Consider the following 24,692-nt stretch of genomic DNA (forward strand, 5'->3'; position numbering starts at 1 on the left):
ATGGCGCAGCGCCCCACTGCCAAACACCCGCTGGCGCCGCACCACCGCTTCATGGCGCGGCGTCCCCGTCCCCACGGAAAGGCGGCCCCCGAGCCTGTTCCCTGGTGAAGCCCGAGCCCCGCGGCGCCGCCAACAGGCCCCGCGGCTCCCATTCAGCCGCGGTTGTCGGTGAGCATCGTCTCGGCCGCGATGTAGCCCCAGGTCATGTTCGGGCCGATGGTGGTTCCGGCGCCGACGGCGCGGGTGCCGAAGGGGTTGGCCATGGCGAGGCCCGCCGCGTAGAGGCCGGCGATGATGCTGCCGTCCTCGCGCAGGACCTGCGCCCTGGCGTTGGTGCGGGCGCCGCCCTTCGTGCCGATGGTCGAGAGGTTCATGCTCATCGCCAGGAACGGCCCCTTCTCGATCGTGCCGAGCCCCTTCGCCGCGGCCGCCTCGAGGCCCGTGAGGGTCCCCCCGGCCGCGTGGTTCTTGTAGGCTTCCCAGGCGGACTCGCCGCGGCCGAACTCGGTATCCCGGCCCGCCTCGCGCAGCATGGCGTTGAACCGCGCGACGGTCGCCTCGAGGGCGTCGGCGGGGAGACCGATCTGCGCGGCCAGCGCGTCCAGTGTCGGGGCCTTCTTCACCCATCCCTTCTCGTAGCTCTGGTACCAGCGGAAGGGGAGCGAAGTGCCGAGGAAGCGATGGTCGGCGATCAGCCAGGCCGGGAGGTGCATCGGCATCCCGGTGTCGGGGTCGTGGGCGTTGAGGTGCTCGCCGATATTGTAGTCGCTCTCGGAGACGAAGCGGGCGCCATGGCGGTTGACGATGATCGAGTGCGGCTCGGCCTGGAAGGTCATCGGCATCCCGTGCGGGCGTCCCTCGTAGCGGGTCGGCAGGCAGGGGTAGATGTTGGCCTGGTCCATGCGGTCGAGCTTCGCGCCGATCGCCGCGGCCATCCGCTGGCCGTCGCCGGTGTTGGTGCGGGGGGTGCCGATCCGGTCCTTAGGGCCTGGGAAGTGCTCGCCGTAGAGGCCCTCGTTCCACTCGAACCCGCCCGACGCGATCACCACGCCGCGCCCGGCCGCGATGGTGGAGCGCACGCCGTCCACCTCGACCTCGACACCGGTCACCTCGCCGGTGTCGCCGGTCACGAGCGCCGTCACGGGGGTGGCGCGGCGGATGGTGACGCCGGCGTCGAGGCAACCGCGGATGAGGCCGGTCATCAAGGCCGTCCCCTGCCCGCCGCTGTTGCCGAGGACGCGGCGGAGAAGCTTCGGCCACAGGGCGAGGCCGGCCCTGATCGGGTGGTGGTAGACGTCGTGGCCGACGATCTCCTGGTAGGTGAACTGGTGCGGCAGGGTGGAGCGGCGCAGGTGCCGGCCGAGCGGACCGAGGAGGTTGCGCGACAGCGGCATCGGCGAGACCATGCGGCCGACGGTCTTGCCGCCGGGGACCTCAACCATCGGGTCGGGCTCGTCGATGATCCTGAGGTCGAGGGGGGTGTTCTCCTCGAGGAAGGCGAGCATCTTCGGGCCGTTCTCGACGAAGGCCTGCCAGAGCCCGTCCTCGGTCTCGGCCCAGCCGAGGGGCGAGGCGCCGCGGATGTACTCGAGCGCCTCCTCGCGGCTGTCGGCGATGCCGTCGCGCCGGGCGACGTGGTTGGCGGGGATCCAGATGCCGGAGCCGGACATCGCCGAGGTCCCGCCGACCTTTTCCGACTTCTCCAGGATGACGACGCGGAGCCCGCCTTTCGCGGCCCGGAGCGCGGCGGAGCAGGCCGCCGAGCCCGAGCCGATCACCACCACGTCGAAGCTGTCTCCCGATGCCGTCATGCCGCGCGCCTCTCCGATTGCTGCGGCAGACTGTTGACCAACGCACAAATTCTGTCCACCATTCTGTATGCACTTTTATTGACCATCCTCCGCGGAGTTTTCGATGGACACCCAGCGCGCCCCGGCCGAGATCGGCGTATACGTTTCCGGCCCGAAGGAGCGGGAGAGCTACTGGCAGCCGGTTCCCGCCAACGGGTTTATCGACGTCGTTCTCGCCCCGCACATCGTCGGCATGGAGAACCCGTTCGGGATGGGCACGCAGAACGTGGCCCCCGGCGGCTACGTGCGCGAGCACACCCACGAGGAGAACGAGGAGGCGATCTTCGTGCTGGAGGGCACCGGACGCGCGGTGATCGACGGCACCTCGTACCCGATGGAGCCCGGGACGACGGTGTTCCTGCCGAAGCGCGTCCGGCACATGTTCATCAACGAGGGGCCGACGGACCTTCGCTGGGTCTGGCTGATCGTGCCGAACGGGCTGGAGGACTTCTTCCGCCTCATCGGCAAGCAGCGGTCGCCCGGCGACAAGGTGCCGACCAATTTCCCCCGTCCCGAGAACGTGCTCGAAATCGAGCGCGCGACGGTGTTTGGTGCGCAGCCACAGGACCAGCGCGACCCGAACGCGCTCTGAGAGAGGCACCGCCATGGCCCCGCCCCCCGCACCGCTCGTCGATCCGCGGCTGCGCCCCGGCCGCGAGCTCGTCGCCGACGGGCGGGCGATGGCGGGGGACTGGCGGCTGGGCCGCTGCCTCTTCCTGACGGCGCAGGGCGTCCCGTCGGAGGCGGCCTACAAGCGCCGCTCCGCCGCCGAGGGGCGGATCATGCGCCATGCGCACATAGGCTTCCGCAGCGTCGGCCGGACGGTCGACGCGATGGCCGAGCTGACCGACGCGATGGCGCGGCGCGGCGAGCGGATCGACCGTTTCGGCGTCACGCTCGACTGGACGATGGGCTATCCCGTCGACCGCCGTGCGGGGGCGGTGCGCGGAACCGGCATCGTGCTGACGGAGCCGGACGACTTCGCGCGCATCACCAACGCCAGCCCGTCGGCCTGCCACTTCGGCGACTTCATGCTCGGCCTCCCGGGTGCGCTGGAGAACACGCGGGCGGCCATCGCCGCCGGGGCGACGGCGATCGGCAATCTCGGCCAGTACTTCACCTTCCGCCTGCCGCACTGGGACGACGACGTGGCGACGACCGAGGCGACGGTCACCGCGATCGGCCTGATCGCCGCGCAGGAGGCGGACATCCTCGTCCACTCCAACCTCGACGACGGTTTCGCCGGGCTCTTCGTGGACATGGCCTCCGCGGTGGGCATGGTCATCATCGAGAAGCACATCGTCGAGGACCTGATCGGCGCCAATGCCTCGTTCTGCTTCGGCCACCACTTCTCGCACCCGCTGAGCCGGGCCGCGTTCCAGACCGCCGTCGCGCGGCTCACCGACACGCCCGGCACGATGATCTTCGGCAACACCGTCGCCTACCGGTCCGACGCTGCGGCCAACTATGCGAGCCTCGCAAGCTACCTGCTGGCCGACATCCTCGCCCTGATGCGCCACCCGAGCGGCCACGCGATCAACCCGGTCCCGGTCACCGAGAACGAGCGCATTCCGGACGTCGACGAGATCCGCGACGCCCAGCTCTTCGCCGCGCGGCTATGCGAGCATGCCTCCGTGCACGCCGCGACGACGGACGTCGAGGCCATCGAGGCGCTCGCCAACACGCTTGTCGCCGGCGGGCAGGCGTTCGCCATGCGGGCGCTGCAGGGGCTTGCCGAGCGGGGCGTCGACATCGCCGACCCGGCCGCGCTGATGCTGGCGATCCGCCGCATGGGGCCGAAGCGGATGGAGGCGCTGTTCGGCGCCGGCGCGCAGGCTGCCGCGCGCGGCAGCCCGCTCGTCCCGGCCGACTGGGCCGAGGAGCTGAACCACATGGCCGACGACTGGGCCGGCGCCCACCGCGCGCAGCTCGCCGCCGGCGGGGGCCGCGCGCCGAAGGTCATCGTCGGGACGACGGACGTTCACGAGCATGGCGCCTACCTGGTGCGGCGCGCGCTGGAGGGCGCCGGGGTCGAGGTGGTGGACGGCGGCGTCGCGGTCGACGCCGACGTGCTGGTCGCGCGGGCGCGCGAGAGCGGCGCCGACGTGATCGCGATCAGCACCTACAACGGGATCGGCCTCGCCTACGCGCGCGAGGTCATCGGCCTCGTCGCCGCGAGCGGAATGACGTCTCCGGTGGTGATCGGCGGCAAGCTCAACGGGATCCCGGACGAGTCGAACTCCGGCCTCCCCCTCGACCTCACCGAGGAGATCCGGGCGACCGGCGCGATCCCCTGCGCCGACCTCGACGACATGCTCCCCGTGCTGCTGGAGCGCACTCCCCAGGGCGCCAGCGCCGACTGACGCCGCGCGAGTCCGATCCGACCGCTCCACGGCACGACCCGTCGCGGCCGTTGGCACGGCCCTTGCCACTCAGTGGGTTAGCCAGCGGATGAGCGTCGGGGCGGACGATGTCTCCCCTTCGCGGGAGACCACCGACATGCGAGCCGACACCCGACCCCGGACAGACGAGACCGAGACCGCGATCTCCGGCGTCGCCGCGACCACGCCCGGCGGCGTGTCCGAGCGGCGGCGCGTCGTTCCGGCCCACGGCGGTGGGGCGGCTGGGTGTGGTCCGGACCGCGCGTACCAAGGCGCGCCCGTTCGCGGTAACGGCCGGACATTCTCCTTGCTCAGATCGATTCAATCCGGACCGATGATGCGCTAGCCTCGCCCTCGGCTCGCCGCGCACCGGCGGCGTCCCGTCCGTGCCCGGCGCGATCCGGCCGACGGGACGCGCCGGCCCCGGCAGCGCCCCGCGCCGGCTTCCCGGCCGCGTGCCGCGCGGCCACCGTCCCGCCGCCCTCGGCGTGGCGACCCCATCACGGAGCGAACCCCAGCGAATGACTACGCCCTACGACACCATCCTCATCACCGGCGCCGCCGGCCGTCTCGGCCGCGAGCTGCGCCACGGCCTGGCCCCGCTCGCCAGGACCATCCGCCTCGCCGACCGTGAGATGATCACGGACCTAAAACCCAACGAAGAAGCCGTCATCTTCGACCTCGCCGACGAGGCGGCCACGATGGAGGCCACCAAGGGCGTCGACGCCATCGTCCACATGGGCGGCGCGCCGGTGGAGCTGCCCTGGCAGGAGATCCTCGACTCCACCATCCGCGGCACCTACCACCTCTACGAGGGCGCGCGGAAACACGGCGTGAAGCGCATCGCCTACGCCTCGTCGGTGCACGCGATCGGCTACCACCGCCTGACCGACCACATCGACGCCGACAGCCGCGTCCGGCCGGACAGCCTCTACGGCGTGTCGAAGTGCTTCGTGGAGGCCCTATCCAGCCTCTACTGGGACAAGTTCGGGATCGAGACCGCGTGCGTGCGGATCTTCTCCTCCTTCCCCGAGCCGGCCGACCGGCGGCACCTGTGGTCGTGGCTCTCCTTCGACGACTGCGTGCGCCTCTTCACGGCCTGCCTGACCGCGCCCCACGTCGGCCACACGATCACGTTCGGCATGTCGGACAACAAGGTGAAGCCGGTCGACAACTCGAAGGCCGGCCACCTCGGCTACATCCCCCAGGACTCCACCGAGCCGTTCCGTGCGGCGCTCGAGGCGACCGTGCCGGTCGCCGACCCGATGGCGCTCGCAACCCGGTGCTACGGCGGCGGCTTCGTCGACTTCCCCCACCCCGATGACGAGACGGCCCAATGAACAAGCACTATGACGTCGTGATCGTCGGCGGGGCCGTGATCGGCTCCGCCGTCGCCTACTTCCTCGCCGCGAACCCGGACTTCGACGGGTCCGTCCTCATCGTCGAGCGCGACCCGACCTTCCGCACCGCGTCGACCTCGCTGTCCGGATCGGCGATCCGCACGCAGTTCTCCAATCCGGTGAACGTGAGGATCGGCCTCTTCGGCGTCTCCTTCATCAAGGCGTTCGCGGAGACCATGGAGGTCGACGGCGACAAGCCCGATCTCGGCTTCCACGAGGGTGGCTACCTCTTCCTCGCCAACACGCCGGAAGGCGTCAAGACGCTGCGCGAGAACCACGAGGTGCAGGTCGCCTGCGGCGCCGACGTCGCGCTGATGGGGCCGGACGAGCTGAAGGCTGCCTTCCCGCACCTCAATGTCGACGACCTCACCCTCGGCTCCTACGGACGCTCCAACGAGGGCTGGTTCTCAAACACCGGCCTCATGGACGGCTTCCGCGCCAAGGCCCGCTCGCTCGGCGCGGACTTCGTCGCCGACGAGGTGGTCGCCATCGGCCGCGAGGGCGGCAAGGTCACGACCGTGACGCTGAAGTCCGGCGCCGTCGTCGAGGCGGGCACCATCGTCAACGCGTCCGGCCCGCGCGCGGCGCTGACGGCGAAGATGGCCGGCCTCGACGTTCCCATCGAGCCGCGCAAGCGCACCATGTTCGTGTTCGACGCCGCGAACTCGCCCGAGGGCACCGCGACCGTGAACGGCGGCCGGCTGCCGCTGATGATCGACCCCACCGGCGTCTTCTGCCGTCCGGAGGGCCGCTATTTCCTCTGCGGTGCCGCGCCGGTGGACGACCCCGCCGTCCCGTTCGACGACTTCGAGCCCCGCTACGAGGAGTTCGAGGACATCATCTGGCCTGCGCTCGCGACCCGCTCGACCGCCTTCGAGGCGATCAAGGTCATCAACCAGTGGGCCGGGCACTACGATTTCAACGTCCTCGACCACAACCTGATCGTCGGGCGCCACCCGGAGGTGCAGAACTTCATCTACGCCAACGGGTTCTCCGGGCACGGCCTGCAGCAGAGCCCGGCGGCGGGGCGGGCGGTGTCCGAACTCATCACCTACGGCGAGTTCCGCGCCATCGACCTCTCCGAGGTCGGCTACGAGCGGGTCATCGAGAACCGCCCGTTCCTCGAAAAGGCGGTGATCTGACCGCGCCGGACACCACGCCCGGCGACGAAGCGGGCGGGACCGGACGGCCCCGCCCCGCGGCTCTCGCCGTGCCCTCGGAACGGGTCGCCGCGCCGGCGCGCCGTTCCGGCACGGATCTTGATTTGCAAGGCACCATCGGCGGCCGCAATCCTGCGAACCCGCCCGATTGGGGGACGGCGGACGGATGAGGTCGGCGAACGGGACGGGACGGACGGACGGGCCATCCAGCGGCGTGATGCCGGTGACGCCCGCCCCACGCACCGGACCCGCGCCACCGCTCCGGGCGCCATAGGGCGGCGGCCCACCACCACCAGCGCCGCCCCGAGCAAGGCCGGCCGCCGACCAGAGGCGACTGCCCTCATCACGCACCCCGCAACGTCACGACCATGAAGAGCAAAGAGAGAACGGCATGAAGCACTCCATCGTCACGGCCATTCTGGCCGCCGGCCTCGCGTTCGGCGCGAGCGCGGCGCACGCCGAGTTCGGCGCGACGCTGAAGACCGTCAAGGACCGCGGCACCCTCGAGTGCACCGGCCACAACGGCTCCTTCCTCGGCTTCGCCGAAGTGGACGACCAGGGCGCCTGGAAGGGCCTCGACATCGACCTCTGCCGGGCCGTTGCCGCCGCCGTTCTCGGCGCGCCCGACAAGCTGAACATCGTGCCGATCTCCTGGGCGCAGCGCTGGCCCTCGCTCCAGTCGGGCGACGTCGACCTCATCATCAAGGCCTCCGGCGCCACCTTCAGCCGCGACACCGACCTCGGCCTCCAGTTCTCGCGCCCCTACTACCTCGGCACCACCAAGGTGATGGCGCACAAGGACCTCGGCATCGCCTCGCTGAAGGACGCGGACGGCGGCTCGGTCTGCATCCCCGCCGGCACCACGATCGAACGGCAGGTGGCCTCCTACGCGGACCGCATCGGCATCACCCTCGAGCCCGTCCTCTTCGAGAAGACCGAGGAGCTGCGCGAGGCCTACTTCTCCCATCGCTGCGACCTCTACGCCCAGTGGGGCCCGACGCTCGCCATCGCCCGCACGGTCGCCGAGGACCCGAGCGCGCACATCATCCTCGACGACGTCCTCGCGCTCGAACCGGAGGTGATCATCGTGCGCCAGGGTGACGAGCAGTGGCTCGACGTCATCAACTGGATCCTGTCGGCGCTGATGTTCGCCGAGCAGGAGGGCATCACCAGCGCCAACGTCGACGAGATGAAGGCCAACCCGCCGACCTCCGAGGTGGGCAAGCTCCTCGGCGCGACGCCCGGCATCGGCTCGCCGCTCCAGCTCTCGGACGACTGGGCCTACACGATGATCAAGACGGTCGGGAACTACGCCGAGATCTTCGACCGCAACATCGGCGACGGCTCCGTCTACAAGATGCCGCGCGGCCTCAACCGCCTGTGGATCGACGGCGGCGTGATGTTCCCGATGGTCTTCGACTGATCCCGCAGCGCCCTTCCCCCACCAGGAAGGGCGCCCCACCGGCTCCGGCCGGTTCCCCGATCGCGAGGAGCACGCGATGATCTCCGCCGTCTACAACCGGCAGGTCCGGGCGGTCGTCGCCCAGGCCGCCTACCTGCTGTTCTGGGCCGGCCTCGTCCTGGTGTGCGTCCTCGAGGCGCGCGCCAACCTCAACGCCCAGCATCTCACCACCGGGTTCGACTTCCTCTGGAAGTCCACCGGCTGGGACGTCACCTTCTCCCTCATCGAGTACAAGCCCTCCGACCCCTACTGGAAGGTGCTCCTGATCGGCGTGATGAACACGCTGTTCCTGGGGGCGATCGGGCTCGTTCTCGCCACCGTCGTCGGCGTCGTCGTCGGCATGGCACGCACGTCGCAGAACGACATCGCCCGCCTGCTGGGCACGATCTACGTCGAGATCTTCCGCAACATCCCGCTGATCGTGCAGGTGTTCTTCTGGTACGCGGTCGCGACGCGCTTCCCCGCGCCGCGCCAGGCCCTGTCGGTCGAGGGGCTCGTCTACCTGACGAGCCGCGGGCTCTACGTGCCGGGCCTCAACATCACCGGCCTCTCGGCCTTCCTCGGCATCCTCGCACTCCTCGCGGCGCTCGGCCTCATCGTCTTCATCGCCGCCGCGCCGCGCTTCCGGCGGTACGAGCCGCGCGAGAAGGGCCGGCTTCAGCTCGCGGTGCTGGCGGTCGGCCTCGCGGTGATGGCGGTGATCTTCGTCGCCGGGCGGCTGCCGGAGCTTCCCTTCGTCGGCGTTCCGGAGCTGAAGGGCCTCGCATTCAAAGGCGGGATCCGCATCACGCCGGAGCTCGCCGCCCTCGCCTTCGCCATCGCCATCTACGGCGGCGCCTATATCGGCGAGATCGTGCGCGGGGGCTTCAAGGCGGTCGGCCACGGACAGGTGGAGGCAGCAGAGGCGCTCGGCCTCACGCCCCTTCAGGTCTTCACCAAGGTGCGCTTTCCTCTCGCCCTCCGCGCGATGCTGCCGATCCTCACCAACCAGTACGTCTGGCTCATCAAGGCGACGACGATGGGCATCGCCATCGGCTTCACCGACTTCTTCATGGTCGTGTCGATCTCGATCAACCAGTCCGGCCAGACGCTGGAGCTGATCGGCATCCTGATGGCGGGTTTCCTGATCATCAACTTCGGCCTCGCGGCGATCCTCAACACCATCAACCGCGCCATCGCCCTCAAGGGCGACCAGCTTCGCACGTGAGGGGGTGGCCATGAGCGACGTCGCAGCCCCGCCCGCCCCCTCCATTCTGGAGGTGGTGCGCCGGCGCTATTTCTCCTCCGTCGGCAACACGCTCCTGACGGTGGTCTCGCTCGCCCTCCTCGGCACGATCCTCTGGAAGGTGCTCGACTGGGCGGTCTTCACCGCCGTCTTCTCGACCAGCGGCGGACCGGAGGCGTGCCGCGGCGCGGACGGTGCCTGCTGGTCCGTGATCGGCGCGCGCTGGCGGCTCATCTTCTTCGGCCTCTACCCCTACGAGGAGCACTGGCGGTCCGGGCTCGCCTGCCTCGTCGTCGTCGTCATGACGGTGCTGAGCTGCATGCCGCGCTTCTGGAGCATGAAGGCCATCTCCGTCATCTGGATCGGCGGCTTCGCGGTCTTCTACGTGTTGATGAAGGGCGGCGTGCTCGGTCTCGTCCGGGTCGACGAGCAGAACTGGGGCGGCCTCGCCCTCACCGTCTTCATCTTCGTGACGACGGTGATCATAGGCATGCCGCTCTCCCTCGCCTGGGCGCTGCTGCGCCGCTCGGAGCTGAAGGTCGTCTCCCGTGTCACCGCGGTGATCATCGACTCGGTGCGCTCGCTGCCGCTGGTGTCGATCCTCTTCACCTTCGCCATCGTCCTGCCGTTCGTGCTGCCGGACTGGCTGACGGGGGACAAGCTCTACCGGGCGATCATCGGCTCCGCGCTCTTCTTCTCGGCCTACCAGGCGGAGATCATCCGCGGCGGGTTCCAGGGCGTGCCGAAGGGGCAGGAGGAGGCGGCCAAGGCGCTCGGCCTCGGCTACTGGCTGCGGATTGGCAAGATCCTCCTGCCGCAGGCCTTCAAGAACGCGCTGCCGGCGACGATCAACCAGTTCGTCATCACCTTCAAGGAAACCTCGCTCTTCATCATCATCGGCTTCTTCGAGGTGCTCGCGTCCGGCAACGCGGCCTACGGCACGGGTGACTGGACCTTCGCCTACGTCGAGGTCTACGTCTTCATCGCCGCGATCTACTTCGCGTTCGTCTTCAGCCTGTCGCGCTACGGCGCGTTCCTCGAGCGCCGCATGGACGCCGGCGACCGGCGCTGAGACAATAGCGGCGGCGACGGGGCCGGCGGGCCGGCGCTAGGCCCTCAGCGCGTCGATCAGCGGGCCGAGGTGCGCCTCGTAGCGGCGCCAGTCGTCGGAGCTGCCGGTGTAGATCCTGCGGCGCACCTGCCCGGCGCTGGCCGTCGAGACCGCGCGCTCCAGGGTATGGAACTCCAGGCACCGCGGCTCGTAGGCGAGGCCGCAATGGCCGAGGAGCTCGCGTGTCGACGCCTCCGGCTCTCGGGTCAGCCGCTCGTAGCCGACGTCGAGGACCAGGCCCGGGAGGAGTGCGCGCCATCGCTCAAGCATCGCCGTGTCGAGCCGGTGATAGTGGGCGAGGTCGGCAAGGTCGTAGGCGTAGTTGTTGCCGGAGGAGGCGAACAGCTTCCTGTAGATCGACCAGCACGTCGCCGCCGGGTCGCGCGACATGGCGATCACCGGCGCCTCCGGGAAGACGGCGGCGATGAAGCCAAGCCACCGTGTGTTCGCGAGATACTTGTCGACGATCACCGGCGCGCCGGTCCGATACTCGCCGATCGCCCGTCGGTAGCGCGCGCGCACCTCGCCGAGCACCCCCTGCCCCACCGTCCCGGCCTTGACGGCGTCCAGCAGAGGCCGTACGGCGCGCGGAAAGGCGTCCGCCTCGCCGACGCCGTCGACGCCGGAGTGGGCACAGAGGATCTGCTCGGTCAGGCTCGACCCCGAGCGCGGCATGCCGACGACGAAGACCGGCAGCGGGCCGTCGTCCGTCGGCCCGCTCCATGCTGGCAGCGGCCCGCGATCGAAGACCGCGCGGATGGTCGCGAAGGTCGCCGCCATACTCGCCCGGTCGTATGGCGCGCGCGCCCGCCGCGCCCGGTTCCCGGCCGTGAAATGCGCGAAGGCGCGGTCGGTGTCACCGGTGTCGTCGAACGCCTTGCCGAGCGCGAAGTCGAGGTACATGCGGCCGACGGGGTCGTCCTCCAGCGCGAGCAGCGCCGTCATCTCGTCGATATGCGGATGGTCCCGGTCGTAGCGCGTCCACGTCGCGAGGTTCGCGTGGGCCTGGACGTAGCGCGGCTTCAGGGCGATGGCGGAGTGGAAGGCGGCCACCGCGTCTTCTGTACGGCCGAGGTCGCCGAGGGCGACGCCCATCGCGTTGTACGCCAGATGGGCGCGGGAACCGTGCGCGACGGCCGCGGCGTAGGCATCGAGCGCCTCGTCGTGCCGCCGCACGTCCCGCAGGATGTTGCCGCGCTCGACCTGCAGGGCGGTGTCCCCCGGCGCGATGGCGACGGCCGCATCGAAGTCGGCAATCGCGTCCGCGTAACGTCCGACCTGACCGCGCGCCACCCCCCGCTGCCGCAGCGCCTCGGCGTCTCCGGGCCGCAGCGCGACCACGGCGTCGAAGGCGGCCAGCGCCTCCTCGTGGCGCCTCGCCGCGGAGAGGGCGTTGCCGAGATTGCGCTGCGCGTCCGCATCCTGCGGGTCGAAGCCGACCACCTGGCGGTAGCATATCACCGCCTCCTCGTGACGCCGCAGGCGCGTCAGGGCGGCAGCGAGCTTGGCGAGGGCGGGGATGAAGGTCGGTTGCCGGCCGACGGCGGCGGCGAAGGCGGCCGCCGCGGGCTCCCACCGGCCGAGCGCCGAGAGGATGGCGCCGAGCGCATACTGCACTCTCACCTCGCCCGGATGGCGGCGCGCCAGCGGCTCGGCCAGACGCAGCGCCTCCGCGAGGTGCCCGCTCGCGGTAAGCCCGGCGATGCGCGACAGCGCCGCCGCCACCGCCTTGCGCTCGCCCTCCGCGTCGAGGGGCGCCGGCTCGGCGAGGGCCCGCAGCCCCTCACGGGCGCGCGCGTTGGTGGAGTGGCGCGCCAGCACGTCGCGGTAGAGCGCGTGCGCGGCGAGGTAGTCTCCGGTTTTCGCCAGCCGGCGCGCCTTGGACAGCGTGCGGTCGAGCGACATGCCAGCGGACAAGGGGGCGCCTCCGTTGCCGATCTGCGCAAGGCAGCGATCGACCGGAGGCTAACCGCCGCGGCTCGCGCGAGGCTGCGCCGGGCGGGTTCAGTGCGGCGCGCGCAGCCGGTGCAGGGTCGGCAGTACGCGCCCGAGGTCGGCGGAACGGCCCTCGCCGAGGGCGAAGTAGACGTCGCGGAAGATCGCGAAGAGCTCGTCGTAGACCGCGACGGCGGCAGGATCGGGCGCGAAACGGCGCATCGGCGGGCAGAGCGCGTCCTGACCGGCCTCGATGCTGTCGAACGCCCCGGCGGCGAGACCCGCAAAGACGCAGGACCCCACCCCGACCGGCGAGCGCGTCGGCACGAGGATGTCCCGGCCGAGGGCGTTGGCGTAGACCTGGTTCAGCGTCTCGCTGCGCTGCGGCACGCCCCCGGCGTTGATGATCCGCTCCGACGGCACGCCCCCCTCGCCCATGCGGTCGACGATGACGCGCACGTGGAGCGCCATCCCCTCGATCGCCGCGAAGAGCTCGTCCGCCGCGGTCGAGCTCAGCGTCCAGCCCATCGTCACGCCGCCGAGGTCCGGACGCACCAGCACGGTCCGGTCGCCGTTGTCCCACGGCACGCGCAGGAGGCCCGTCTGCGCCGCACGATAGGACACGACCTCCTCGCCGAGGTCGGCAAGCGAGCGGCCCGCGCGCCGCGCGATGGCGTCGAACACGTCGCCGGTGGCCGACTGCCCGGCCTCCACGCCCATGTGCGCCGGGTGAACGCTGCCGGGGACGAGACCGCACAGGCCCGGGATGGTCCCGCTGTCCCTCGGTCCCAGCGCGATGATGCAGGTGGACGTGCCCACGACGTTGACGATGTCGCCCATCCGGCAGCCGGAGCCGACGGCGTCCCAATGTGCGTCGAACGCGCCGACCGGGATCGGAATCCCCGCCGCGAGCCCCAGCCGCTCGGCCCACTCGGCCGACAGGTGCCCGGCGATCCGGTCCGACGTCGCGACCTCGCCCGCAAGGCGGTCGTTGATGCCGGCAAGGCGCGGGTCGACCTTGGCGAGGAGTTCCTCCGGCGGGAGCCCGCCCCACTTGGGGTTCCACATCCACTTGTGGCCGAGCGCGCAGACCGAGCGGACGGCGTCGGCCGGGCGCGTCACGCCGGCGAGCGTCGCGGCGACCATGTCGCAGTGCTCGAAGGCGGAGGCCATGCGGCCTGCCTCGGGGTCGTGGCGCAGGAAGTGGAGGAGCTTGGCGTAGCCCCATTCGTGCGAGTAGACGCCGCCGCACCAGTCGATCGCCTCGTGCCCGGAGGCGCGGAACACCTCGGTGATCTCGGCCGCCTCGCGGTGGGCGCGGTGGTCGCACCACAGATAGTACTCGCCCACCGGCTCGAGATTCTCGTCCACCGGGATGACGCTCGACCCGGTCGTGTCGCAGGCGATCGCTGCGACGTCGCGCCCGTCGATGCCCGCGTCGGCCACCGCCGCGCGCGTCGCCGTCGCGAGCGCCTCCATGTGGTCCGCGTGGGACTGGGTGGCGCGATAGGGATCGGCGGGGCTGGTATGGAGCGGATAGGGCGCGACGGCGGTGCCGAGATGCTCGCCCGACGTCTCCATCAGGGTGACGCGGACGCTCAGGGTGCCGAAGTCGACGCCGGCGACGATGGCCATGGATTATTGCCCGTAGGTCGCTGCGGCACCGTGCTTGCGCAGGTAGTGCCGGTCGCGCAGGTGGTCGGTGATGGCCCCGGTGCCCGGGGCCAGCGTCAGCGTCAGGTAGGCCATGCGGGCGATCTCCTCGAGGAGATAGGCGTTCTGTACCGCCGCCTGCGGTGTCGGCCCCCATACGAACGGCCCGTGCCCCTGGACGAGCGCCGCCGGCACCTCGGCCGGGTCGCGGTCCCGGAAGGCCTCGACGATGACCTCGCCCGTCGCCTCCACGTAGGAGGCGCCGGTCTCGTCCGGCCGCAGTGCCCGGGTCACGGGGACGGGCCCGCGGAAGTAGTCCGCGTGGGTGGTGCCGAGGCAGGGGATCTCCCGTCCGGCCTGGGCGAAGATGGTGGCGTAGGTGGAATGGGTGTGGACGACGCCGCCGATCCCGCCGAACGCCCGGTAGAGGACGACGTGGGTGGCAAGGTCGGAGGACGGCTTGAAGCGGTTGTCCTGCGGCACCCCGTCCAGCGTCGTGATGACGATCTGGTCGGCCGTCAGCTCGGCATAGGGGACACCGCTCGGCTTGATGGCGATACGCCCGGCCTCGCGGTCGATCCCGCTCGCGTTTCCGAAGGTGGAGATGACGAGGCCGCGGGCGACCGTTTCCACGTTGGCCGCGCGCACCTGCTCTTTCAGCGCATCAAGGGTCATGATCCGTCCGGTGGTTGGACGGCCCGCGCCTTGCGCCCGGAGGGCGGCGCGGACCGTGGTCGCGGGATGGCCGCGCCGGCGTGGCGCGGCCGGTGGCGCTGCCCGCGCCGTGGCGAGGCCGACCTCAGCGGGGGGCGGTCCAGCCCTTGTAGCCCTCGAGGTTGCCGGCGGTGATGAGTTCGGGGTCGAGGAGCACCGTGTCCTCCGCCGGCGCCTTCCCCTGGAACGCGTCGTAGCCCATCTTCAGCGCCTCGCCCGCCATCACGTAGGGATCCTGCGAGGCCGAGGCCTTGATGAGCGAGGAGTCGCTCTGCAGTTCCTTCTCGATGTCCGGCGCGCCGTCCACCGCCGTGATGATGAACTCCGAGCGGCCGAGCTGCTTGGCGGCGAGCTGGGCGCCGATCGCGGTCGGATCGTTGATCGCGAACACCGCGTCGATGTCGTCGTAGCGGGTCAGGAGGCCCTGCATCACCGCGAGGCCGCCCTCGCGCGAGCCCTGGCCGTTCTGGTCGTCGGAGAGGACGTTGATGCCGCCGTGCTCGTCGAACACCTCCTTGCAGCCCTGGACGCGGTCGAGGATCGAGGACGAGGCCGGACCGTTGATGATGATGACGTTCCCCTCCTCGCCGATCTCGTCGATGATGTACTGGCACGCCTTGCGCCCGGCGGCGACGTTGTCGGTCATCACGGTGACGTCCGCGCCCGGGGCCGACACGTCGAACGCGGCGACGGTGATGCCGGCGTTCTGCGCGCGCTTCACGGCCGGACCGATCGCCTTCGCATCGACCGCGTTCAGCATGATGATGTCGACGCCCGCGGCGATGAAGTTGTCGATCTGGCTGACCTGCTTGTTGAGGTCGTAGTCGGCGGAGACCGACGTCACCTGCACGTCCGGATTGATCTCCTTGGCGCGGTCCTCGATGCCCTTGATGGTGGCGACGAAGAACGGGTTGCCGAGCAGGCCGACGGAGATGCCGATCGACTTCAGCTCCTTGTCCTGTGCGGCGGCGCCGGTGGCGACCATCGCGGCGAGCGCGGTGGTGGCGAGCAGCTTGGTCAAAGTACGCATGTGTGCTTCCTCCCTGTTGGCCTCAGGCTCCGACACCCCTGAGGCGGTAGCGATCGAGGGCGACGGCGACTATGATGACGAGGCCCTTGATGATGAACTGCCAGATGTCCGACACGCCGGTCAGGATGAGACCGTTCGATAGGACGGCGATGATGAGCGCGCCGATGAGCGTGCCCCAGATGGACCCGACGCCGCCCACGAACGACGTCCCGCCGAGGATGACCGCGGCGATGGCATCGAGTTCGTAGGCCTGGCCGAGCTGCAGGCCGTTGGCCGCATAAAGGCGCGCCGCCGACATGACGCCGCCGAGGCCGGCCATCAGCCCCGACATGGCGTAGACGAAGAGCAGCACGAGGCTCACCTTGATGCCGGTGAGGCGCGCCGCCTCCTGGTTGCCGCCGATGGAGTAGATCCACAGGCCCAGCACCGTACGGCGCAGGATCACCCACGAGAGCAGGATGACGGCGATGGCAATGATCGCGAGCCACGGCACGCCGAAGATCGACCCGTTGCCGATGAAGTCGAACGGCAGGTCCGAGTTGAAGACGGTCGTGTCCGCACCCAGCAGGCGCGCGAGGCCGCGCACCGCGGTCAGCGTACCGAGCGTGACGATGAAGGGTGGCAGCTTGAGGTAGGCGATGAGGCCGCCGTTGACGAGGCCGCAGGCGAGGCCCATCGCGAGGCCGAGCGGAATCCCCACTAGGCCGATGTCGGGCCACAGCGAGGCGATCACCGCCACCATCGCCGAGGCCGCCAACACCGAGCCGACCGAGAGGTCGATGCCGCCGGTCAGGATGACGAAGGTCATGCCGGCCGCGAGCACGATGTTGATCGAGGCCTGCTGCATGACGATCGACAGGTTGTTGACCGTCAGGAACTTGCCGGAGAGCAGCTCGAACCCGATCCCCAGGAGGATGAGCACCGGGAGCATCCCGAGCGCCGTGAAGAGGACGCGGAGCTGCTGCTTGCGGTCGACCGCGCTCGGGGCTTCGTCCTTCGTCGCAGTGGTCACGCTCTCGCTCCTTCGCTCGCCCGCGCCGCACCGATGGCGCCAGTGGAATAGGCCATGATCTCCTCCTGCCGGATCGGCTCGCCGCGCGGTGGTGCCACTTCGCCGGCGATCGTCCCCTCGCGCATGACGAGCACGCGGTCCGCGACGCCGATGATCTCCGGCAGCTCGGAGGAGATCACCACGACGGCGATCCCGTCGCGCGCGAGGCCGTCGATGAGGCGGTAGATCTCGGATTTCGCGCCGACGTCGACGCCGCGGGTCGGCTCGTCGAGGATGACGACGCGCGGGCCGAGCTCCAGAAGGCGCGCCAGCAGGACCTTCTGCTGGTTGCCGCCGGACAGGGCGCTGGTGTTGATCCGGGTGTTGGGCGCGCGGATCGCCAGCGACTTCATCGCCTTGTCGGCGCGGCGCTGGCCGGCTTTGAAGTCGATGAGCCCGGCCGAGCGCGCGTCGCGCTGCATGACGCCGATGTTGACGTTCTCGGAAATCGTCATGTCGAGGAAGAGGCCGAGACCCTTGCGGTCCTCGGTGAGGTAGGCAATGCCGTGGTCCAGCGCGTCGCGGGGCGTCGCGATCGCGAGCGTCTCGCCGTCGAGGATGACGCGGCCCTCGGCCGGTTTCTCCGCCCCGTAGATGAGCCGCGCCAGCTCCGTGCGGCCGGAGCCGACGAGGCCGGCGACGCCGATCACCTCGCCGTGGCGCACCTCGAAGGAGCAGTCGTGGACGAAGTGCCCGTCGCCGAGGCCCTCCACGCGCAGCACCACGTCCCCCGGCTCGGCCGCCGCCGCGTGGTCCTTCTTGTAGAACGTGGAGAGGTCGCGCCCGACCATCATCGAGACGACCCGCTCGGCGCTGATCTCGTCCTTCGCGAGCGTGCCCACGTACTGGCCGTCGCGCAGGATCGTGCAGCGGTCGGCGAGGGCGTACACCTCGTCCATCCGGTGGGAGATGTAGATGATGGCGATCCCGTCGGCCTTCAGCGCGGCGATGACGTCGAACAGCTTCTCCGTCTCGCGGGTGGTAAGCGCGGTGGTCGGCTCGTCCATCACGATGAGGCGGGCGTTGGTGGAGAGCGCGCGGGCGATCTCCACCATCTGCCGCTCGCCGAGCGACAGGCGGCCCAGCGTCGTGTCGGGCCGGAAGGTGAGGCCGAGGCGGCGGTTGAGGATGTCGCCGGCGCGGCGGTTCATCTCGCCGCGGTCGACGAAGAGGCCGCGGCGCGGCTCGGCGCCGAGAAAGATGTTCTCCGCCACCGTCAGGTTCGGCGACAGCGCCAGCTCCTGATAGATGACGGCGATGCCGTTCGCCTTGGCGAGCTTGGGGTCGCCCGTCGGCACCTTCTCCCCGGCGATGAGGATCTCGCCGCCGCGGTCGGCGACGTAGGCGCCCGAGAGGATCTTCATCAGGGTGGACTTGCCCGCCCCGTTTTCGCCCATCAGCGCGTGAACCTCGCCGGGATCGACGGTGAGGGAGACGTTCGAGAGCGCCATGACGGGCCCGAACGTCTTGGAGATGCCACGCATTTCGAGAAGGGTCATTGGGTCCTCCCGCTGATCTCGGCGACGATGAGGTTGACCCCCTCCTCGCGCACCATCCGCTCGTCCGCCGCCGAAATTCCCTCGTCCGTCACCAGGGTGGTGATGCGCGACATCGGCAGCGCCACCATCGGCGGGCGCAGCGCGAACTTGGAGGAATCGACGAGGACGATGATTTCGTTCGCCCGCGCGCTCATCTCCTTCACGAAGTGCACCAGCAGCGGATGCTGCTCGAGGATGCCCTGTCCGGAGACCCCCAGCGCGCCGACGTAGAACTGGGCGGCATAGTGCGTCGGTCCGGGCACCGGGTCGTAGAGGATGCCGGGCTCGCGGTGGATGTCGCCGCCGCCGACGGTGAGGTGGCAGGTACCGTTCTCGGCGAGGTAGGCCGCGAGCGGCATGGAGTTGGTGAAGACGCGCACGTTGCGCAGCGCCAGACGGCACCCGAACGTGAAGCAGGTCGAGCCGGCGTGGACGATGATGGACGACCCGTCGCGCACCAGCCCCTCGGCGGCCATGGCGATGGCGCGCTTCTGCTCCACCGCAAGGTCGCGGTTTTCCACGAACGGAAGCGCGGAGGGCGGGCGGCGGCGGAGGTTGTCCTCGAGGGCCGCGACGCCGCCGTAGACTTTCCGCGCGACGCCGGCCTCGTTCAGCTTGTCGATATCGCGCCGGACGGTCGCGGCGGAGACGCCGAGCGCCTGCTGCAGCTCGCGCACGGACACGAATGTCTGTGACGACAGTAGCTCGACGATGGACTGTTGCCGCTCAAGGTCGCTCATCCCGGGCCGCCGTTTTGTTACGACTTGCGCATGAAATTAGCGCATTCGCTCACCGGCGCAACAACAAATGATTGGCTTCAATCATTATCCGCTCACAGACCGTCACGGCCGGAGGGCATTGTGGTGCTCCGTCAGGCCGTTAGCCGCCGTCGCCGACGCGGACCGCCGGTCGCATGCGACGAAGGTGGGAGAAGCGGCGAAGGCTTGGCGCGCGGCATGCCACTTCGGGGTGCGACTGCGGACGAAGCGGCCGAGGTGCGATGGAATGTCCCTGCCCTCGACCGGGTGCGGCGGGTCGGCCGGCGACCGGGTGCCGCAAATCGCATGGAAGTCAGAGATTTGCGCAGCGCCCGTCGGAAACTTGTTCGACGAGCATGTCAGGTTTGGCTTTGATTACACTGTGTTGAAGTGATCGGGAGACTCTGTGAAAGAGTGAGCCTGTCGAGCCGAGCTTACAGGAAACGGACCCATGTGCGCGTGCGCCTACCTGCAGACCGCCGAAGACCACGCCCATCACGGCGCAGGGTGCCGCTGCGGGGCGCCTGAAACGCTCGCGGCCTTCCGGCGGATCGAGGCGCACCTGTCGCGGCGCGAGCTCCTCGGCGGCGCGGCGGCGGTCATGGGACTCTTCGCCGGGTTCGGCCTCACGCCGCACACCGCCTGGGGCCAGACCGCCGGGCAGCCGCTCCTCATCACCAACGTGCGCGTGTTCGACGGTCTGACGCTCCGCATGCGTGACGACGTCGACGTCCTCGTCGAGGGCGGCAGGATCGCGGCGCTGCCCCCGCGCGGCGAGGGACCCGCCGACGCCGCCCGCTTCGACGGCGGCGGCCGGGCCCTCATCCCCGGCCTGATCGATTGCCACTGGCACGCCACCCTCACCAGCGTCTCGCAGATGACCGCCATGTCGGCGGACATCGCCTACGTGCAGTTCATCGCCGCGCGCGAGGCCGGCGAGACGGTGATGCGCGGCTTCACCACCGTGCGCGACACCGGCGGCCCCGCGTTCGCGCTGAAGCGGGCCATCGACGAGGGGATCTGCGAGGGGCCGCGCATCTTCCCGTCCGGCGCGATGATCTCGCAGACCGCCGGCCACGGCGACTACCGCCCGGTGAATCACCTGCCGTGGGCCTTCCGCGATCCGCTAAGCTACGCCGAGGAAGTCGGCGTCTCGGCGCTCGCGGACGGTCGCGCAGCGGTGCTGCTGCGCACGCGCGAGCAGCTGATGAAGGGCGCCTCGCAGATCAAGCTGATGGCCGGCGGCGGCGTCTCCTCGCTCTACGATCCGCTCGACACGATGCAGTTCACGCTCGACGAGCTGCGCGCCGGCGTCGAGGCGGCCTCCGACTGGGGCACGTACGTGTGCACCCACGTCTACACCGCCGCCGGGATCCGGCGCTCGATCGAGGCGGGCGTGAAGTGCATCGAGCACGGCCAGCTCGCCGACGAGGCGACGGTGAAGCTGATGGCCGACGAGGGGATCTGGTGGTCGATCCAGCCCTTCCTCGCCGACGAGGACGCCAACGTGAAGGCGCTGCCCGAGCAGCGTACGCAGCAGGAGTACGTCGCCGAGGGCACTGTGCGCGCCTACGAGATGATGCTGCACCACCGCGTCAAGAGCGCGTTCGGCACCGACATCCTGATGTCGCCGGGGCTCGCGAAGACCCAGGGGCGCCAGCTCGCCAAGCTGACGCGCTTCATGAGCCCGCTGGAGACGCTGCGTCATGCGACCGGCCGCGCGGGCGAGCTCCTCGCCCTTTCGGGCGAACGGGCGCCCTACGGCGGCGCGCCGCTCGGCGTCATCGCCCCCGGAGCCCTCGCCGACCTCCTCATCGTCGACGGCGAGCCCGACCGGGACCTCACCTTCCTCGCCGACCCGGACGCCAGCCTGCGCCTCATCATGAAGGGCGGGCGTGTCGTGAAGGATACGATGTCCGCCCGGGGCGAGGCCGGCGCGCAGTAGTCGCCGGCCCGGGCCCGCCGCAGGGCCGTGGCCAAACTCCGCCTAACCTCATCCTGAATAGATCAATCCGGCCGCCCGGCGCCCGAAAGGCTGAAACGATGTGCACCTCCCTGGTCTACACCGATGCGTCCGGACAGCCGTACTTCGGCCGGACGCTCGAGCTGACGATCAACCTGCCGTACCAGATCGCCTACCTCCCCGCCGGCTTCGCCTTCCAGTCGCAAGTCGGTGACTACGCCCCTGTCGATTTCACGGCGAAGTACCCGTTCGTCGCCCTCACCATGCCGGGCCGCATGCCCACCGCCGACGCGCCGCTGGGCCTCGCCGACCTCAAGGTCGTCGAGGGGCTCAACGCGGCCGGCCTGACGTTCAGCGTCCTCTCCTATCCCGCGGCGGGGGGCGGCCATCAGGCGGTGGACAGGACTCGCGAGGTGCTGGCCGCGGCCGACCTCGGCGGCTGGGCGCTCGGCCAGTTCGCGACAGTCGCCGAGCTGAAGGCGGCGCTCGAGACGCAGCCGGTGATGCTGGAACCGCTCGCGGTCCTCGGCGGCGCGCCGACACCGTTCCACTACGTCGTGCATGACGCGGCGGGCACCTCGCTGGTGATCGAGTTCACGCGCGGCGAGCGGGCCGTCTACGACAACCCGGTCGGGGTCATGACGAACGGGCCGGAATTCACCTGGCACCTCACCAACCTCGGCAACTACACCTTCCTCAGCAACGTCGACACGCCGAGCGCGACGTTCGGCACCTACAAGGCGGTGCAGCCCGATTCCGGCATCGCGACCGCAGGGCTGCCGTCCTCCAACACGTCGGTCGGCCGCTTCGTCCGGGCGGCCTACTATGCGCAGTTCACCGAGAAGGCGGCGACGCCGGACGCGGCGGTGCTGGCGCTCGCGCACATCATGAACAACTTCGACCGGCCGCGCGGCGTGACGATCGACTACCCGGCGCCCGGCGGCGGCCACCTCGAGGTGCAGGGCCTCGAAGCGGACTGCACGACCGCATACGCCACCGAGTTCACCACCTGGACGAGCCTCGCCGACCTGACCCGCAGGCTCTTCTTCGTGCGCGACTACGGGCAGCTCAACTACACGAGGATCGACCTCGCCGCACTCGCGACGCTCGCCGAGCCGCGCCTCGTTCCCCTCGCCGGGTTGCCGGAGTTCCCGAGCGACGGCACCGACGCGCTGCGCGCTGCCCCGTCGCGATGACGCGGGCGACGCCGATGCATCGCTCGGCCGGCCGTGGCGCCGGGCCGGGGGACCGGGTTAAGCCCGGTGCGCCCTGATGGTATGAGCCGAAGCGGACCCTAGAACAGGCGGGAGCAGCCGACGATGAGCAAACTACAGTGGGGCATCCTCTCCACGGCGCAGATCGGCCTCAACAAGGCGATCCCGGGTATCCAGCGGAGCGCGTCCGGCGAAGTGGCCGCCATCGCCTCGCGCGGCGAGGAGCGCGCGGTGAAGGCCGCCGCGGACCTTTCCATCCCCCGCGCCTACGGCAGCTACGAGGCGCTGCTCGCCGACCCCGCCGTCGAGGCGGTCTACAATCCCCTCCCGAACCACCTCCACGTTCCATGGACGATCAAGGCGCTGGAGGCCGGCAAGCACGTCCTGTGCGAAAAGCCGATCGCGATCACAAAGGCCGAGGCGGCGACGCTGAAGGCGGCGGCGGACAGGTCCGGGCGGCTCGTTGCCGAGGCGTTCATGGTGCGGCACCACCCGCAGTGGCGCCTGGTGCGTGAGATCGCGGCGTCCGGACGGCTCGGCGAGGTGCGCGCGATCCAGACCCTCTTCGCCTACCACAACCCCGACCCGGCCAACATCCGCAACCAGGCCGACATCGGCGGCGGCGGCCTCCTCGACATCGGCTGCTACGCCGTCGCCACCGCCCGCTTCCTGTTCGGCGCGGAACCGGAGCGTGCCATCGCCGCCATCGACCGCGACCCGGCGCTCGGCGTCGACCGGATGACGTCGGGGCTCGTCGTCTTCCCCGGCGCGCAGCAGCTCGGTTTCACCGTCGCGACGCAGATCGCCAAGGGCCAGCGGGTGGAGATCCTCGGGACCAGGGCGCGTATCACGATGCTGGTCCCGTTCAACGCGCCGCACGACCGCGCGGTGGACATCGTCGTGGACGACGGCACGGACCTCTTCGGCGCCGGCGCCGAGACGATCTCCGTCGCCCCGGCGGACCAGTTCACCCTTCAGGCCGACGCGTTCGCCGCCGCCGTCCGGGGCGAGGCGCCGCTCGAGTGGGGCCTCGACGACGCGCTCGCCAACATGGCGGTGCTGGACGCCCTGTTCCGGTCGGCCGAGACCTCCACGTGGGAACGCCCGTGAGCGCAGCACCCCTCCGTGTCGCCGTCATCGGCGGCGGCGTCCTCGGCGTCTCCACCGCCGCGCACCTCGCCCGTGAGGGCGCCGCCGTCACCCTCGTCACCGAGGGTGCGCTCGGGTCGGGCGCCTCCGGGCGGTCGCTGTCGTGGCTCAACTCGGGCGGATCGCGCTCGGCGGCCTACCACCGCCTCAGGATGGCGGGGATCGACCGCTACCGCACCCTCGCCGCCCGCAATCCGCCGAGCGCGAGCTGGCTTCGCTTCGACGGCGGCCTCACGTGGGCGGCGGGCGGCCCGGACGACGCGATCGTCCGGGCGCACGCGCACGAGCGCTCGCTCGGTTACGACTCGCGCCTCCTCACCGTCGAAGAGGTGGCGGCGACGGTCCCCGGCGTGGACCCATCGGCAATCGCGGGGCCGGCGATCTTCAATCCCGGCGAGGGCTGGGTGGACCTCAACGCCCTGATCGACCACCTCGCCGCGAACCTTCGCGCGCTGGGCGGGACGATCGTCGAGAACGCCGGACCGGCCCGCCTCGCCCTGACGGGCGGCCGCATCAGCGGCGTCACGGCCGGCGATCTCGCCCTGGAGGCCGACCGCGTCGTCGTCGCGACGGGCCCGGCCGTCCCGGCGATGCTGTCCGAGTACGGCGTCATGATACCGGACCGGACGCCGATCTCGCTGCTTCTGCGCGTCGCGCCGCTCGCCCATCCGTTGCGCGCGGTGCTGAACACGCCGCGCGTATCGATCCGGCCCGCCCCCGACGGCGGCTTCTCGCTCGACGCGGGCTGGTCCGAGAAGGAGGTCTCGCTGCGCGCCGACGGGACCGTGGCGATCCCTCTGTCCACGGTCGCGGGACTTCTGGAGGCGGCGACGCGCGTGCTCGCCGGCAACCCGTCCCTGACGCTGCGCTCCACCGGCGCGGGGCCGAAGCCGATCCCGGGCGATGGCGAGCCTGTCCTCGGCGAGCTCGCGGACCTGCCCGGCGTCACCGTCGCGTTCAGCCACAGCGGCGCGACCCTCGGCCTCGTCGCCGGCGAGATGCTGGCCGGCGAGATCGTGTCCGGCGAACGGCACCCGATGCTGGAGACGTTCCGCCCCGGACGGTTCGCGGCCGCCAGCGCGGCCGCGCAGTAGGCCA

At 70.5% G+C, this 24,692-nt stretch carries 19 protein-coding genes; 11 read left to right on the plus strand and 8 right to left on the minus strand.

The features are described from left to right. Positions 1 to 152: 152 nt before the first annotated feature. Positions 153 to 1,811, minus strand: a complete 1,659-nt coding sequence (locus DLJ53_RS09690; protein ID WP_111344701.1) for an FAD-dependent oxidoreductase — start codon at positions 1,809 to 1,811, stop codon at positions 153 to 155. Positions 1,812 to 1,914: 103 nt separating this feature from the next. On the opposite strand from DLJ53_RS09690, the gene DLJ53_RS09695 reads away from it, so the two are divergent. The 7 genes from DLJ53_RS09695 (at position 1,915) to DLJ53_RS09725 (ending at position 10,550) form a co-directional block, all read left to right on the plus strand. After that, positions 1,915 to 2,442, plus strand: coding sequence for a cupin domain-containing protein (locus DLJ53_RS09695; protein ID WP_111344703.1), 528 nt, complete (start codon positions 1,915 to 1,917; stop codon positions 2,440 to 2,442). Positions 2,443 to 2,455: 13 nt separating this feature from the next. Then, positions 2,456 to 4,213, plus strand: a complete 1,758-nt coding sequence (locus DLJ53_RS09700) for a cobalamin-dependent protein (RefSeq protein WP_111344705.1) — start codon at positions 2,456 to 2,458, stop codon at positions 4,211 to 4,213. A gap of 539 nt (positions 4,214 to 4,752) precedes the next feature. Then, positions 4,753 to 5,571, plus strand: a complete 819-nt coding sequence (locus tag DLJ53_RS09705) for an NAD-dependent epimerase/dehydratase family protein (RefSeq protein ID WP_111344707.1) — start codon at positions 4,753 to 4,755, stop codon at positions 5,569 to 5,571. After that, positions 5,568 to 6,773: an NAD(P)/FAD-dependent oxidoreductase gene (locus DLJ53_RS09710; RefSeq protein ID WP_111344709.1), complete on the plus strand. Its 1,206-nt coding sequence runs from the start codon at positions 5,568 to 5,570 to the stop codon at positions 6,771 to 6,773. Before DLJ53_RS09705 ends, DLJ53_RS09710 begins: the two co-directional genes overlap by 4 nt. 409 nt (positions 6,774 to 7,182) lie before the next feature. Further along, the gene (locus tag DLJ53_RS09715; protein WP_111344711.1) at positions 7,183 to 8,214 is read left to right on the plus strand and encodes an amino acid ABC transporter substrate-binding protein; all 1,032 of its coding nucleotides are present in this window, start codon (positions 7,183 to 7,185) and stop codon (positions 8,212 to 8,214) included. 76 nt (positions 8,215 to 8,290) lie between these two features. Then, the gene (locus DLJ53_RS09720; protein WP_111344713.1) at positions 8,291 to 9,460 is read left to right on the plus strand and encodes an ABC transporter permease subunit; all 1,170 of its coding nucleotides are present in this window, start codon (positions 8,291 to 8,293) and stop codon (positions 9,458 to 9,460) included. Between the two features lie 10 nt (positions 9,461 to 9,470). Further along, on the plus strand, positions 9,471 to 10,550 hold the full coding sequence (locus DLJ53_RS09725; RefSeq protein WP_111344715.1) for an amino acid ABC transporter permease: 1,080 nt from the start codon (positions 9,471 to 9,473) through the stop codon (positions 10,548 to 10,550). A 36-nt stretch (positions 10,551 to 10,586) separates the two neighbouring features. Here DLJ53_RS09725 and DLJ53_RS09730 read toward each other — a convergent pair whose 3' ends face one another. The 7 genes from DLJ53_RS09730 to DLJ53_RS09760 all read right to left on the minus strand — a co-directional run bounded on the left by DLJ53_RS09730 (position 10,587) and on the right by DLJ53_RS09760 (position 19,250). Further along, entirely contained in the window at positions 10,587 to 12,506 is a 1,920-nt protein-coding gene (locus DLJ53_RS09730) for a tetratricopeptide repeat-containing sulfotransferase family protein (protein ID WP_146619923.1), read from the minus strand. Positions 12,507 to 12,593: 87 nt separating this feature from the next. Further along, positions 12,594 to 14,159 carry a ribulokinase gene (locus DLJ53_RS09735; RefSeq protein ID WP_111344719.1) on the minus strand — a complete coding sequence of 522 codons (1,566 nt, stop codon included), beginning with the start codon at positions 14,157 to 14,159 and terminating at the stop codon, positions 12,594 to 12,596. 3 nt (positions 14,160 to 14,162) lie between these two features. Continuing rightward, positions 14,163 to 14,852: an L-ribulose-5-phosphate 4-epimerase AraD gene (gene araD, locus DLJ53_RS09740; protein ID WP_111344721.1), complete on the minus strand. Its 690-nt coding sequence runs from the start codon at positions 14,850 to 14,852 to the stop codon at positions 14,163 to 14,165. A 124-nt stretch (positions 14,853 to 14,976) separates the two neighbouring features. Continuing rightward, positions 14,977 to 15,921 carry an ABC transporter substrate-binding protein gene (locus DLJ53_RS09745; protein ID WP_111344723.1) on the minus strand — a complete coding sequence of 315 codons (945 nt, stop codon included), beginning with the start codon at positions 15,919 to 15,921 and terminating at the stop codon, positions 14,977 to 14,979. Between the two features lie 22 nt (positions 15,922 to 15,943). Continuing rightward, on the minus strand, positions 15,944 to 16,933 hold the full coding sequence (locus DLJ53_RS09750) for an ABC transporter permease subunit (protein WP_202913092.1): 990 nt from the start codon (positions 16,931 to 16,933) through the stop codon (positions 15,944 to 15,946). Continuing rightward, positions 16,930 to 18,471, minus strand: coding sequence for a sugar ABC transporter ATP-binding protein (locus DLJ53_RS09755; RefSeq protein WP_111344725.1), 1,542 nt, complete (start codon positions 18,469 to 18,471; stop codon positions 16,930 to 16,932). Before DLJ53_RS09755 ends, DLJ53_RS09750 begins: the two co-directional genes overlap by 4 nt. Further along, a complete protein-coding gene (locus DLJ53_RS09760) occupies positions 18,468 to 19,250 on the minus strand; it encodes a DeoR/GlpR family DNA-binding transcription regulator (protein WP_111344727.1) in 783 nt (260 codons plus the stop codon). The genes DLJ53_RS09755 and DLJ53_RS09760 overlap by 4 nt, the downstream gene beginning before the upstream one ends. A gap of 469 nt (positions 19,251 to 19,719) precedes the next feature. Between DLJ53_RS09760 and DLJ53_RS09765 the strand changes: the two genes are divergently transcribed. From DLJ53_RS09765 to DLJ53_RS09780, 4 genes are all read left to right on the plus strand, one after another. Further along, complete coding sequence (locus DLJ53_RS09765; RefSeq protein ID WP_111344729.1) at positions 19,720 to 21,213, plus strand: metal-dependent hydrolase family protein; 1,494 nt, start codon at positions 19,720 to 19,722, stop codon at positions 21,211 to 21,213. A 98-nt stretch (positions 21,214 to 21,311) separates the two neighbouring features. Beyond that, positions 21,312 to 22,427: a linear amide C-N hydrolase gene (locus tag DLJ53_RS09770; protein ID WP_111344731.1), complete on the plus strand. Its 1,116-nt coding sequence runs from the start codon at positions 21,312 to 21,314 to the stop codon at positions 22,425 to 22,427. A 123-nt stretch (positions 22,428 to 22,550) separates the two neighbouring features. Beyond that, positions 22,551 to 23,555 carry a Gfo/Idh/MocA family protein gene (locus DLJ53_RS09775; protein ID WP_111344733.1) on the plus strand — a complete coding sequence of 335 codons (1,005 nt, stop codon included), beginning with the start codon at positions 22,551 to 22,553 and terminating at the stop codon, positions 23,553 to 23,555. Continuing rightward, complete coding sequence (locus DLJ53_RS09780) at positions 23,552 to 24,688, plus strand: NAD(P)/FAD-dependent oxidoreductase (RefSeq protein ID WP_111346194.1); 1,137 nt, start codon at positions 23,552 to 23,554, stop codon at positions 24,686 to 24,688. The genes DLJ53_RS09775 and DLJ53_RS09780 overlap by 4 nt, the downstream gene beginning before the upstream one ends. Positions 24,689 to 24,692: the final 4 nt, after the last annotated feature.

Source organism: Acuticoccus sediminis, assembly GCF_003258595.1.
GTDB lineage: Bacteria > Pseudomonadota > Alphaproteobacteria > Rhizobiales > Amorphaceae > Acuticoccus > Acuticoccus sediminis.

What these genes read in the sequence shown, in the direction of transcription:
- DLJ53_RS09690 (WP_111344701.1), bottom strand. Translation starts at nt 1,811, where the DNA reads ATGACGGCATCGGGAGACAGCTTCGACGTGGTGGTGATCGGCTCGGGC.
- DLJ53_RS09695 (WP_111344703.1), top strand. Translation starts at nt 1,915, where the DNA reads ATGGACACCCAGCGCGCCCCGGCCGAGATCGGCGTATACGTTTCCGGC.
- DLJ53_RS09700 (WP_111344705.1), top strand. Translation starts at nt 2,456, where the DNA reads ATGGCCCCGCCCCCCGCACCGCTCGTCGATCCGCGGCTGCGCCCCGGC.
- DLJ53_RS09705 (WP_111344707.1), top strand. Translation starts at nt 4,753, where the DNA reads ATGACTACGCCCTACGACACCATCCTCATCACCGGCGCCGCCGGCCGT.
- DLJ53_RS09710 (WP_111344709.1), top strand. Translation starts at nt 5,568, where the DNA reads ATGAACAAGCACTATGACGTCGTGATCGTCGGCGGGGCCGTGATCGGC.
- DLJ53_RS09715 (WP_111344711.1), top strand. Translation starts at nt 7,183, where the DNA reads ATGAAGCACTCCATCGTCACGGCCATTCTGGCCGCCGGCCTCGCGTTC.
- DLJ53_RS09720 (WP_111344713.1), top strand. Translation starts at nt 8,291, where the DNA reads ATGATCTCCGCCGTCTACAACCGGCAGGTCCGGGCGGTCGTCGCCCAG.
- DLJ53_RS09725 (WP_111344715.1), top strand. Translation starts at nt 9,471, where the DNA reads ATGAGCGACGTCGCAGCCCCGCCCGCCCCCTCCATTCTGGAGGTGGTG.
- DLJ53_RS09735 (WP_111344719.1), bottom strand. Translation starts at nt 14,159, where the DNA reads ATGGCCATCGTCGCCGGCGTCGACTTCGGCACCCTGAGCGTCCGCGTC.
- araD (WP_111344721.1), bottom strand. Translation starts at nt 14,852, where the DNA reads ATGACCCTTGATGCGCTGAAAGAGCAGGTGCGCGCGGCCAACGTGGAA.
- DLJ53_RS09745 (WP_111344723.1), bottom strand. Translation starts at nt 15,921, where the DNA reads ATGCGTACTTTGACCAAGCTGCTCGCCACCACCGCGCTCGCCGCGATG.
- DLJ53_RS09755 (WP_111344725.1), bottom strand. Translation starts at nt 18,471, where the DNA reads ATGACCCTTCTCGAAATGCGTGGCATCTCCAAGACGTTCGGGCCCGTC.
- DLJ53_RS09760 (WP_111344727.1), bottom strand. Translation starts at nt 19,250, where the DNA reads ATGAGCGACCTTGAGCGGCAACAGTCCATCGTCGAGCTACTGTCGTCA.
- DLJ53_RS09765 (WP_111344729.1), top strand. Translation starts at nt 19,720, where the DNA reads ATGTGCGCGTGCGCCTACCTGCAGACCGCCGAAGACCACGCCCATCAC.
- DLJ53_RS09770 (WP_111344731.1), top strand. Translation starts at nt 21,312, where the DNA reads ATGTGCACCTCCCTGGTCTACACCGATGCGTCCGGACAGCCGTACTTC.
- DLJ53_RS09775 (WP_111344733.1), top strand. Translation starts at nt 22,551, where the DNA reads ATGAGCAAACTACAGTGGGGCATCCTCTCCACGGCGCAGATCGGCCTC.